General features: G+C 57.1%; 13 protein-coding genes. 10 read left to right on the forward strand and 3 right to left on the reverse strand.

Features of this window, described 5'->3' with window-relative positions; translation table 11 throughout:
• The first annotated feature begins 5 nt into the window (after positions 1 to 5).
• A complete protein-coding gene (locus tag CFBP4996_RS26985; RefSeq protein ID WP_080855019.1) occupies positions 6 to 2,444 on the forward strand; it encodes a putative bifunctional diguanylate cyclase/phosphodiesterase in 2,439 nt (812 codons plus the stop codon).
• Positions 2,445 to 2,791: 347 nt separating this feature from the next.
• Here CFBP4996_RS26985 and CFBP4996_RS26990 read toward each other — a convergent pair whose 3' ends face one another.
• The 3 genes from CFBP4996_RS26990 to CFBP4996_RS27000 form a co-directional block, all read right to left on the reverse strand.
• Positions 2,792 to 3,427 carry an RES family NAD+ phosphorylase gene (locus CFBP4996_RS26990; protein ID WP_080855020.1) on the reverse strand — a complete coding sequence of 212 codons (636 nt, stop codon included), beginning with the start codon at positions 3,425 to 3,427 and terminating at the stop codon, positions 2,792 to 2,794.
• Positions 3,424 to 4,209, reverse strand: a complete 786-nt coding sequence (locus CFBP4996_RS26995) for a hypothetical protein (RefSeq protein ID WP_080855021.1) — start codon at positions 4,207 to 4,209, stop codon at positions 3,424 to 3,426. The genes CFBP4996_RS26990 and CFBP4996_RS26995 overlap by 4 nt, the downstream gene beginning before the upstream one ends.
• A gap of 571 nt (positions 4,210 to 4,780) precedes the next feature.
• On the reverse strand, positions 4,781 to 5,131 hold the full coding sequence (locus tag CFBP4996_RS27000; RefSeq protein ID WP_080855390.1) for a MarR family transcriptional regulator: 351 nt from the start codon (positions 5,129 to 5,131) through the stop codon (positions 4,781 to 4,783).
• 98 nt (positions 5,132 to 5,229) lie between these two features.
• On the opposite strand from CFBP4996_RS27000, the gene CFBP4996_RS27005 reads away from it, so the two are divergent.
• The 9 genes from CFBP4996_RS27005 to CFBP4996_RS27045 are packed head-to-tail and all read left to right on the forward strand — an operon-like array spanning position 5,230 to position 11,618.
• Positions 5,230 to 5,769 carry a hypothetical protein gene (locus CFBP4996_RS27005; protein ID WP_080855022.1) on the forward strand — a complete coding sequence of 180 codons (540 nt, stop codon included), beginning with the start codon at positions 5,230 to 5,232 and terminating at the stop codon, positions 5,767 to 5,769.
• Positions 5,770 to 5,772: 3 nt separating this feature from the next.
• On the forward strand, positions 5,773 to 6,438 hold the full coding sequence (locus tag CFBP4996_RS27010; protein WP_080855023.1) for a lytic transglycosylase domain-containing protein: 666 nt from the start codon (positions 5,773 to 5,775) through the stop codon (positions 6,436 to 6,438).
• Entirely contained in the window at positions 6,435 to 6,734 is a 300-nt protein-coding gene (locus tag CFBP4996_RS27015) for a TrbC/VirB2 family protein (protein ID WP_080855024.1), read from the forward strand. The genes CFBP4996_RS27010 and CFBP4996_RS27015 overlap by 4 nt, the downstream gene beginning before the upstream one ends.
• A gap of 5 nt (positions 6,735 to 6,739) precedes the next feature.
• Positions 6,740 to 7,078, forward strand: coding sequence for a VirB3 family type IV secretion system protein (locus tag CFBP4996_RS27020; protein WP_080855025.1), 339 nt, complete (start codon positions 6,740 to 6,742; stop codon positions 7,076 to 7,078).
• Positions 7,071 to 9,437: a VirB4 family type IV secretion/conjugal transfer ATPase gene (locus tag CFBP4996_RS27025; protein ID WP_080855026.1), complete on the forward strand. Its 2,367-nt coding sequence runs from the start codon at positions 7,071 to 7,073 to the stop codon at positions 9,435 to 9,437. Before CFBP4996_RS27020 ends, CFBP4996_RS27025 begins: the two co-directional genes overlap by 8 nt.
• Positions 9,434 to 10,135 carry a P-type DNA transfer protein VirB5 gene (gene virB5, locus CFBP4996_RS27030; protein ID WP_080855027.1) on the forward strand — a complete coding sequence of 234 codons (702 nt, stop codon included), beginning with the start codon at positions 9,434 to 9,436 and terminating at the stop codon, positions 10,133 to 10,135. Before CFBP4996_RS27025 ends, virB5 begins: the two co-directional genes overlap by 4 nt.
• Positions 10,132 to 10,362 carry an EexN family lipoprotein gene (locus CFBP4996_RS27035; protein WP_080855028.1) on the forward strand — a complete coding sequence of 77 codons (231 nt, stop codon included), beginning with the start codon at positions 10,132 to 10,134 and terminating at the stop codon, positions 10,360 to 10,362. The genes virB5 and CFBP4996_RS27035 overlap by 4 nt, the downstream gene beginning before the upstream one ends.
• A gap of 3 nt (positions 10,363 to 10,365) precedes the next feature.
• Positions 10,366 to 11,298, forward strand: coding sequence for a TrbL/VirB6 family protein (locus CFBP4996_RS27040; RefSeq protein ID WP_080855029.1), 933 nt, complete (start codon positions 10,366 to 10,368; stop codon positions 11,296 to 11,298).
• Between the two features lie 38 nt (positions 11,299 to 11,336).
• Entirely contained in the window at positions 11,337 to 11,618 is a 282-nt protein-coding gene (locus CFBP4996_RS27045; RefSeq protein ID WP_080855030.1) for a hypothetical protein, read from the forward strand.

Genomic DNA, 11,618 nt, shown 5'->3' on the forward strand with positions numbered 1-11,618 from the left:
CAACCATGGCTCTTTTGCTGATCGCGCAGTTCATCGCATTTTCTTTATTCCCACTTTATTTCACAACGCTCCCGGCACCAAGCCGGCGTACCCATTTTTACACCTACATCGCGCTCATTCTGCTGATCGGCGGTTTCATGGGGAATGTCTATTCCCTGCCCATCGCCGATGGTGTCGTCGTCTCGGGCGGCAACCTGTGTTACGGTGCCTTCATGATGGCGTCCGTGATGTTCGTATGGGTTGAAAGAGACGCTTTCATTCTCAGGCATCTCGTCCGGCTTGTGGTTTTGGTCGATATCTTCAATATCGTTTTTTCCCTCCTGACGCATTCTATTCTGGAAACGGACGGTGTGATCAATCCACATGCAGTTCCATCAGGGCTGTTCGAAATTTCCACACCGATGATCGCGCTTGGGGGTGTTCTGATTATCTCGGAGCTCCTGCTTCTGCTTTTCATTTTCGAGGCCGTTAAAAAAAAGCAATCCTCACTTTTCGTCACGGCGGCCATCTACATTCTTTCATTCGTGCTCGTTCTCGTGCTTGATGGCATTGCCTTTCCTTTCATCGCATTCGGTATCAACGCGCAGATCGTTGCAATCGTCATCGGTGGACTGGCGGGAAAGATCCTTATCGCATTTGCCTATGGCATGCCGCTGGCCTTGTTTGTGCTGTGGAAGCGGCAGGCATTTATCCATTATCTGGAAACAGATACCGTTCGATGGCGTCTGCTGGCTTCCAGCAGCGCCGACCTGATCAAAGAGATGACCATAAAGGATCAGGATGTGCGGCGTGGGGATATCGTATTCAAGAACTCGACCGAAGGTCTTGCCATCGTCAATCATCTCGGTCAGGAGCTGAAAGCAAATGCGGCTTTTCGGGCGATGCTGGGTATAAATTACGATCACACCGGTCAGCACGATACAGATATCGACAAATCATTCTGGATCGACGGGAGGCCCGTTTCGAGACCACACGGCGCGGCTGGGCAATGGCGACAGGAGGTCATGTTTGGAGCGGACAGGCATCGGCCCGGCATACTTTCCATTACCCCCGCCGGCGAGGACGCGAGCGGCGGCGACACCTTTGTTTATTCATTGACGGACATTACCGACCAAAAGACGGCGCAGGCAAAACTCGAATACCTCGCATCGCATGACCATCTGACCGGCTTACCGAACCGTCGCACTCTAGATAAAAGCCGCGCTCGTTTTCAGAATGTTCCGCATGCATTAATCATAATCGATCTCGATTATTTTGGGGACGTGAATGACAGCTATGGTCATGGTGTCGGTGATCGCGTGCTCCAATTGATTGCGGAGCGGCTCGATAATCTCCGCGAAAACTATCTGGCTTCAGGCGATGTCCTGTGTCGTCTCGGGGGTGATGAGTTCGCCTTTCTCATTCAGTCTGGTGATCACGGCTTTATCGAAGGCATCATCGAAAAAATCCAATCTTGCCTTGGCCAGACTGTTCACATTCGCGATGATCTGGAAGTGCTTTCCTCGGCAACAATTGGCGTGAGCTATCACCTTCGTCCCGGAGATCATGATACCCTTCTTGGGGCCGATGCAGCTCTATACGAGGCGAAACGTTCCAGACGTGGATCCGTCGGTGTTTATGAAGACCGGCTGACCGCACAGAGCCAGAAGCGTGTGAAGCTGGGGCTGAAGCTGAAAAATGCGATCGCCAACAGCGAACTCGATGTCTATTATCAGCCGCAATTCACGGCTGTTGGTCATGAACTGCATGGCGTCGAAGCACTCGTAAGGTGGTCGGATCCGGAGCTCGGTGTTGTTTCCCCTGCGGATTTCATCCCGGTTGTGGAGGAAACTGGTCTCATTGAGACCTTGGGCGAATATGTTCTTGAAAGGGCCTGCCGCGACGGGCAGGAATGGCTTCAGGCTGGCTATCTCCCGGTCACGCTGTCTGTGAATATATCGGCCAGCCAGTTGCGATTTGGTCGCTTCATACCCTTCCTGAAGGGGGTTCTGTCAGAAACTGGATTTCCTGCGCGTCAGCTTGAGATCGAAATAACGGAGTCGACTTACATCCAGCGTGAAAACGAAGTCTCGCCTCTTCTGAACGAGTTGAGGGAAATGGGTGTAGGGATCGCGATCGATGACTTTGGAACAGGATATTCATGCCTGTCCTATCTGGCGGAATTCCCATGTAGCTGTATCAAGATCGATCGCAGCTTTATCACTGATATTCCAACCGACACTAGGCAATGCAGTCTGACGTCCGCCATCATATCGCTTGCGAAGGGTATGTCGTTCAAGGTGGTAGTGGAGGGTGTGGAAACCCGAGAGCAACTGGACTTCCTGACAAAACACGAATGTGATCTGATTCAGGGGTTTTATTTTTCTGGTGCCCTGCCCAAGGCGGAATTGGCCGTGCTGCTGAGACGCTCCTCAATGCCGTCGGGTGATAACTTTGTCAGTTGATTCGAGATCGCTGCGCTGGCATCGGGACCGTCAGTTCCTTGCAGGGGCAGAGAGCCGAGGGCTACAGGGCGTTGCGGCTCCCGCACGAAACCTGCGTGTCGCATGGCGTTCATGTTCCGTTCGATTTTGACTCACGTTTTCTTGCAAATCCTGTTCCGCTCCAACTCCGGTAAAAAGAGAGTCAGCTTCTGCGGGGAGAGGTCGCCGACGATGAATTTCGCGCGGCGAAGATGTATTTCAGTTCACAGGAACATGACGGGAAAGGACAAAAACCGTTTCCAAGCGAATGAAACGACGTTTCCTCCTGAGGCCGGCAGAGCAGGGAGTCCACGAATAACTGCTGGCCGTTACAGCGCGAGTGCAATATCGACAGGCGCGGCAAAGGCAACGATCTGCCTCATCTCTCTAACATCCGAATAGATCGGAACATTGCTGATCTCGAGCATATCGGTCTCTGCGACGCGATCTCCGAACAGGAGCACTGCTTGTTGTGGATCACATCGTTTAGACGTCCAGATCAGGCCATGCGCGTCCGGCCTGCTTTGATGAATAGCCAATGCCCACTGAGCAGTGATGTGATAGTCAGCGGCCGTCGTATCGATGAGGTCTGCCCTGCGGATGCCCCATTTGGCGAGATCAGGTGCGAACAGGGGTATCAGAACAAGATCACGCTTCAGATCGATGACCGAATGGGCAAGCGGCTTGATATTGTCGACGCCAACAGTTTTGTTCGGCTCGTCGATCGGCACATCATGAAAGATCGTCTCGTGAACCGCGCATTCGTAATCGGTCGCGAGATATTGCGTTGGGATAGGATCGCTGCCCAGGAATAGCGGCGCAAAGCGGCTGGGGCGACCCTCTCCAGGATTGAAAGAGCAGCTTCCGAAACGCTGATCATGAACCCTGTGGAACCTCGTCCCCGCCTTGATCTCGTGTGAGTTCGAGGCGGGGAAGGGGGAGGGGGAGGGAGGCGAGGAAATCATCCGGCGATATTTTCCGCCTCACGGGCTGCCGCCGACACCACCACATCGCCGTCTTTCAGGGCGTCGACCGGGCGCTTGCCGGCAAGCCACCCGTTCGGGGAGGTAAACCAGAATGCCAATTGCCAGCCGGACTTTTTCTCACCAAGCAGGGCGAGCACTCTGGCAACGGTTTCAATCGGCCGCCCTTCCTCGAACTGGAAGGCCGGAAAATACTCGACGCCGCCATGCCTGATCGAGAAGACCTTGCCCTTCATCTTCCATCGCGAGGCGGTCATGCTCTTGTTCTTGGAACCATGTCCGGCCACTTCCGCCAGATCCTTGCTGGTAAAGCTTGGCCACTCCCCAAAAAAACGCGCTCTCGCCTTCGCATTGCTATCATACAACAGCCTCTCGACGTCGGCATTGGGAGGCGTGCGCATATAGACCGAAACCAACGCGTCGATCGCGTCATCGGTCAGCTTGCTTTGCCGGGCTTCGACGATGGCCGGGACATGCTCGACGATATCACGGATGGTTTCCCGAACCGCCTGATTTGGGGTGTCGACCAGCACGACCATCATGTCATCGACATCTGTTTCCGGCGTCGAGTGCATCGCACTCGCCATCGCCCTGCGCAGTTTCGCGCCGATGGAAGACACACGCTGTTTTCCTGTCAGCTTACGCTTCAGCAGGGGGCCACCGGCGTCCGATGTTTTCCCGCCGGAAGCAGAATCCATCTCGACCTGTAGCGCGTGGGCGAATTCAGCGCCATCATAGACGCGAAGACCATTGGTGGCAGCCATCTCGATGCTCCGGGATATTTCGGTTACCTGTCGTATTATAACCTATATCACCGAAGGCTTGTTTTCAAGTGCGCCCCCATTTGAGTCGGCAGAGGGCGAACGCCACAGCAAAAAAATAGGGCCACTGGTTAACCAGGGCCCTGTAAGATGTGAAGGTCAATAACCTCCAGAGGGGAACAGCTGATACGATGGCATTGGGAGAGGCCATCAAGTGCATCAGCTACATTCTAAATGCCTGTTATGTGTGCAATGCGCAATCATTTATTGTGCATTGCAGCTATGCGATGAACAAAACGCGCACTTGCGCCTCTTGAGAAAGCCTTCCGCCGATTGCGTCGTGCCCGCGGCAGGAAACTCAGGCTTTTTCACCGATTTCTTCTGAAAGAAGGCTATCATCCTTTAGCGTAGATCGCGAAGTCTGCCCTCATCGACTTCGCGAGGCCTGATTTGTACGAGAGGCTCCCTCTTCCCCCGAGAATAGCTGTCCTGTGTGCCGGTACTTCGGAGAGATTTGATTCGCGTCAATATCGGATTGTGTCGCAAAAAAGTTAGTTTATCCGCGAAGTCGTAATCAGCTTTCGAAGGTGCTCAGCTTTTTCAGGAGGTCTTCGGATATCTCGAACTGACGTGCGGTTCCTCGCCCCATGGAATTCGTCCCCATGGTTTCATTCAGCATGCCTCGTTTGACGAGGAGATCAACGGTCTCCTTCGCACCGCTCCGCGTGAGTGCAGTAATTTCAACGATATTGGAAAGAGTTAGCTTCTGATGGGCCTGGCTCATCGTGTAGAGGATCGTCATCATGCCGATCTCTTTCAGCCGCGCCTGTGGCGTTTCGTCTTCTAATGGATGATCGAGAATCTCGTGGAGGATCAGCCCGGAGAAAGCAAGGTTGTGCAATTGTGTCTTGAGCGCTCTTGTCATGTTATTTAACTGTGTTATATACGTTAGTAAAATCACGTTGCGCCCCTGACGGACATTGTTGCCGTAGCGCGCTGTCGTTGTTTCGAAGGGGCAAGTCCATGAAAAACCTTCTGCTGAATAGCCTGCTGTCTGTTTCCTTCATGCTGCCATACTATCTGATTTCCGACAGCAATGCGCGTGCCGATGACTGGGGATGTCAGGTTATTCTGTGCCTCTCCAATCCCGGCGGGCCAACCCAGTATGCGGAATGCCGGCCCCCGATCCAGAAACTCTGGCGTGAACTCGCCAAGGGGCATTCGTTTCCAATCTGCAGCGGCGTCGGGTTTCAGAGTTCTCGGCCTGGCTACGAGCCATATTATTGCGATGAGGGTTATCGACTTTCAGGCAGCTACGGTCCTCGCGGTGAACAGGCGACCTGCGTTTCAGCCTCCCTCCAGCGGGTAGACCGTTCGCTTTGCTCTTTCAGCCGTGACAATTCAGGCGGCGATTCCGGTTCTGTCCTGTCGGCACAGTGGCAGCGCCAGGACGGCCGGCTCCAATGCATGGGCTACCCGATCACGCGTCCGAGCGTGCGATCGCAACCGCATTATATCGACGTGACCATCGATGGCGTTGGCATGCAGCGCGTCTGGTATTGAGCGATGAGTGTCGTTTTCGTCGATATCGCGCAGAGCTGCGCGCCCGCGGTCCAAGTGGAAACACTAGCCGCCGTTGTCAGCCTGGAGAGCCGGTTCTTTCCTTTCAATATCCGCATCAATAGCGGCATGCCGCTTCCCGCGCAGCCCACCAGCAAGGCGGAGGCGATCGAGCTGGCGACGTCCCTGATCGCTGAGCACCAGGATATCCAGATCGGACTTGGCGGGATCGGTGTTGAGGAACTTCGGAAGTTGAACCTCTCCGTTTCCGACGCCTTTGACCCATGCCGGAACCTCAAGGCGACCGCAACGCTTCTCGATGGCTATTACCGTCTCGCCTTGCGTTTCGGTGCTGATCCCGCCCGGGCCAAAACGGTGATGCTCCAGTCCTGGTACGGGCGGGACGACCCTTCTGTTGGCGAGATGGTCCGGTATGACGAGCAGGTGCGGAAGGAGGTAAAACGGCTTTCTCCGAAGCTCGCATCGCTCGCGATTGGCGGGCCGCTTGATCGCGCGGATACCCCGGAGGAACAGGCTCAAGATCAATTGGCCCTGCCAGTCCCCAAACAAGTGGCCCAAACCGAAGAAACCGCATCATGGGACGTATTCAGTTCCAGACGGCACTCTTCAGTTCTCGTTTTCCAGAATGATCGATCGGAGCAGAGTGAATGATCTCCAGAACCAGCCTTCGTCCCTATGCCGCCGCCACGTTGATGGCAGTCGCTATTGTCGCTTGCTTCGTTGAACCGGCCTTTGCCCAGTCAGCCGGCATCGAAACCGTGCTGCAAAACATCGTCACGATGCTCACCGGCAATATCGCCCGCCTGCTGGCGATCATCGCCGTGATCATCATCTGCATTGCCTGGATGTTCGGCTATATGGATCTGAGAAAGGCCGGTTTCTGGATCATCGGTATCGGCGGCATTTTCGGGGCTACCGAGCTGGTCAACACCATCGTCGGCGGCTGACATTCATGGCGAACACTCCGGTCCTTGAGGAAGACACGCTGTTCCTGGCCTGCACCCGGCCGGCCATGATCGCCGGCGTGACCATGGAAGCGATGGGCATCAACATCATGCTGACCACCATCCTCTATATCACCGTGGGATCGATCATTTACGCCTTGGTCGGCGTCGTCTTCCACCTCGTCTTTCGCGCGCTCGTCAAGCACGACCACAATATGTTCCGCATCCTGCTTGCCTGGATCGAGACCCGCGGCCGCTCGCGCAACGCTGCCTATTGGGGTGGCGCAACGCTCTCGCCGTTGAAGCTTGTCCGGCGCTACGACGAAAGGGATCTGAGCCTTGCCTAGCCTTGTGACGCTGCGGTCCCGAGAGCTCGGGCCGGAGACCTTCATCCCCTATGTGCGCCATGTCGACGAGACCGCCATCGCGCTCGATTCCCGCGCGCTGATGACAGTGCTCGTCCTTGAGGGCGTCTCCTTCGAAACCGCCGATATTCTGGATCTCAACGGGCTGCACCGCAGCCTCAATACGCTCTATCGCAATATTGCCGACGAGCGGTTGGCGCTCTGGACGCATGTCATTCGCCGTCGCGATAACGACTACCCCGACGGGCACTTCGCCAATCATTTTTCCGATGGCCTCAATGCCAGATACCGCGAACGGATGGTGCGCGAGGACCTTTTCCGCAACGATCTCTATCTCACCCTTGTCTGGTCTCCGAGCCGCGATCCCACCGAAAAGGCAGCCAATCTCCTTTCCCGTCTGCGCAAAGCGCGCCGATCCGGCATGGAGCTGGACGAAGCGGCACTCAAGCACCTGCAGGACAAGGTGATCGACGTCGCTGCCGGGCTGAAGCGCTTCGCACCCCGTATCCTGTCTCTCCATGAGCTCGACGGGATCCTGTTCTCCGAGCCGAGCGAGTTTCTTCATCAACTTGTCGGTGGGCGGCGTGAACCTTTGCCCCTCACGGAGGGGCGGATTTCATCGGCGATCTATTCGGACCGGGTGATCTTCGGCCGCGAGACGGTGGAAATTCGACATGAGGCGGAAACCCGCTATGCTGGCATGTTCGGCTTCAAGGAATATCCGGCGACCACGCGCAGTGGCATGCTCGACGGTATCCTAACCGCACCCTTCGAGCTTGTCCTGACGCAATCCTTCGCCTTTACCTCGAAGGCGGACTCCCGCACGATCATGGGACGCAAGCAGAACCAAATGGTCAGCGCCGCCGACAAGGCCGCCTCGCAGATCGAGGAGCTCAGCGAGGCGATGGACGATCTCGAATCCAACCGCTTCGTCATAGGAGAGCATCATCTCGGTCTCACGGTCTTTGCACCATCGGTCAAGGAGTTGACCGATCATATGGCGAAGGCACGCGCGCATCTGACCAGTGGCGGCGCGGTTGTCGCCCGCGAGGATCTTGGGCTCGAGGCCGCATGGTGGGCGCAACTGCCCGGCAACCTGCGCTATCGGGCGCGCTCCGGCGCGATCACCTCGCGCAACTTCGCGGCACTCTCGCCCTATCATTCCTATCCGACCGGCCAGAAGGACGGCAATGAATGGGGACCGGCGGTCGCCATGTTGAAGACCGCTTCCGGCTCGCCATTTTATTTCAATTTCCATCACAGCGATCTCGGCAACACCTTTGTCTGTGGCCCATCGGGCGCCGGCAAGACGGTGCTCCTCAATTTCATGCTCTCACAGCTCGAAAAGCATGATCCGCATATGGTGTTCTTCGACAAGGACCGGGGCGCCGACCTGTTCGTTCGCGCCGCCGGCGGCACCTATCTGCCGCTCAGGAACGGCGTGCCGACTGGCTGCGCGCCGCTGAAGGCGCTTGATCTGACGCCAGAAAACAGGATATTTCTCGCTCGCTGGATCGGCAAGCTGGCGGGAGCGGCGACACGGGAACTGAATGTCAGCGAGCTGCGCGACATCGCAGCCGCCGTCGACGGTCTGGCGGACCTTCCCGTCGAGCGCCGCTCCATCGGCGCCCTGCGCACGTTCCTCAACAACACCGATCCCGAAGGCATTGCGTCGCGGCTGCGGCGATGGGAGAAGGGAGGGCCGCTCGGCTGGGTCTTCGACAACGATCTGGATGACATCGGGATCGGCGCAAAGTTCATCGGCTATGACATGACCGATTTCCTCGACAACGAGGAAATCCGCACGCCGCTGATGGCCTATCTGTTTTATCGCATCGAGCAGCTGATCGACGGGCGCCGCATCATCATCGTTATCGATGAGTTCTGGAAGGCGCTGCAGGACGAGGGTTTCCGCGATCTCGCCCAGAACAAACTCAAGACGATCCGCAAGCAGAACGGTCTTATGCTGTTTGCGACCCAGAGCCCGCGCGACGCCATCGTCTCACCGATCGCCCACACAATCATCGAGCAATGCCCGACGCAGATCTTCCTGCCCAATCCGCGCGGCGACCATGCTGATTATGTCGACGGCTTCAAGCTCACCGAGCGCGAATTCGAGCTGATTTCCCGCGAGCTTTCGCTCGAAAGCCGTCGCTTCATCGTCAAGCAGGGCCACAACAGCGTGGTGGCCGAACTCAATCTCAACGGTTTCGACGACGAACTCGCGATCCTGTCGGGCCGCACGGTGAATGTGGAACTGGCGGACACCATCCGCGCCGAACTCGGCGAAGACCGCGAGGTCTGGTTGACCGTGTTCCAGCAAAGAAGGAGGACATCATGATCCAAAACGGCAGGATAGGGCTTTTCCTGGCAACCGTCACGCTGCTGGCATCGGTCGGTCTCGCGAATGCTCAGGGCATTCCCGTTACCGACCAGGCGGCGATCGCCAAACAGATCGAGAGCATCGCCCAGCTCAAGTCCCAGCTCGATGCGCTGAACCAGCAGATTACGCAGGCGCAGCAGCTTTACGGCTCGCTGAACAAGATCACCAACATGGCCGATGTCGCCAGCCTGCTGAACGATTCCTTGATCCGCAAGGCGCTTCCGCAGGACTTCAATGCCATCGAAAGCCTGTTCAAAGGAGCCGGCAGCGGCATGTTCGGCGACTCCGCTTCGAAATTCCTCGAAGGCAATTCCACCTATCGCACCAACGCGAACGATTTCTACGCGCAGGAACTCTCACGCGTCCAGAACAGGAACGCCGGACAGATGAGTCTCGGCCAGCAGATTTATGATGCTGCCACCAAACGGATCGACGGCATCGATGAGCTTCGGCAGAAAATCTCCAGTGCCGCCGACGCCAAGGACATCGCCGATCTGCAGGCGCGCTTGCAGGCCGAAACCGCCTTTCTGCAAACCGATGTCCTACGCATGCAGGGACTGCAGATGGTCCAGCAGGCGCAGGTGCAGGTCGATGACCAGCACAAGGCCGAGGATTGGCGCCAACGCATGGACACCATGGGAGCAGCGCTAAAATGAGATGGTTCGTTTCCGGTGTGGTGATGCTTCTCCTGTCGGCCTGCTCCTCTGCGGAGAGGGTCTACACCGTCGATGAACTGGTCGCCGACGAGACCTTGCTGACGAAAATCATCGGGGAATGCCGAAACAATCCCGGTGAACGCCGCGACACCGCCAATTGCCGTAATGCCGAGGCCGCCGACGGCAGGCTCCGTCTTGAGCGCATGCGCAAGTCGCTCGGAGGCTGACCGATGTATCAGGTGTTCAGTTTCGTCGACGGGCAGTTCAAAGCGCCGCTCGAAAACTTCATCTCCACCGGCACCTCCAACATCGCCAATTGGGTGAGCGGCCCGCTCACGGCAGCGCTGACGCTCTATGTCGTGCTCTACGGCTATCTCGTGCTGCGCGGCTCGGTGCAGGAACCGATCCTGGAATTTGCCTTCCGGGCGATAAAACTCGCCATCATCGTCATGCTGGTGCGTAACGCCAGCGACTACCAGACCTACGTGACCAACATATTTTTCGACACCCTGCCAAAGGAAATATCGCAGGCGCTGAACTCAGGGACCGCGCCGAGTGCCTCTACCTTCGACAGCCTGCTGGATAAGGGCCAGAAATGCGCTTACGAAATATGGTCGCGTGCCTCCTGGCCGGTCGATATCGTCACCGGCGTCGGCGGCATGCTGGTGATCGGCGCGAGCTTCCTTGTTGCCGCGATCGGCTACATCGTATCGCTCTATGCCCGTCTGGCGCTGGCGATCATCCTGGCGATCGGGCCGATCTTCATCGCGCTTGCCATGTTCCAGTCGACGCGGCGGTTCACCGAATCTTGGATCGGCCAGCTTGCGAACTTTGTCATCCTGCAGGTGCTGGTCGTGGCCATCGGCTCTCTGCTGATCACCTGCATCGATACAACTTTCACCGCGATCGAGGGTTATAGCGATGTCCTGATGCGGCCGATCGCGCTCTGCGCCATCTGCATCGCGGCTCTCTATGTCTTCTATCAATTGCCCGGCATTGCCTCGGTGCTCGCCGCCGGCGGGGCATCGCTGACCTACGGCTATGGCGCGGCGCGGGACGCGCATGAAAGCACACTCGCTTGGGCTACCTCGCACACGGTCAGGGCAGTTGGTCGCGGAACACGCGCCGTCGGCCGCCGGCTGACACCAAACCGGACGGAATGACAGCCTCGATATCAATGAAATGGGACAGGTTATTTTAGATGCTTCGTATACTTTCGTCGCTTTTGCTGAGCGCCAGCCTTTCCGGTTGCGCCTCGATTTCCTACCCGCTGCCCAAATGCGATGGCTATTCCCGGCGTCCGCTGAACCGCTCCATGTGGCAGTGGGAAGATAAGGGGAAGCTACAGAAGTCTGTCAGTGAGAACGATCGGAACCCGGCGAGCCGCGCGGCCCCTTACGCGGAAGAACCGGCCTCAACGACGCCGGCCGCGTTTGCACAGTTCGATGTCGCAGGCTCATACCGTCCGTGTGAGGGCAACTGA

Origin of the sequence: Agrobacterium leguminum, from assembly GCF_005144435.2 — a bacterium.
In the GTDB taxonomy this organism is placed as follows: Bacteria; Pseudomonadota; Alphaproteobacteria; order Rhizobiales; family Rhizobiaceae; genus Agrobacterium; species Agrobacterium leguminum.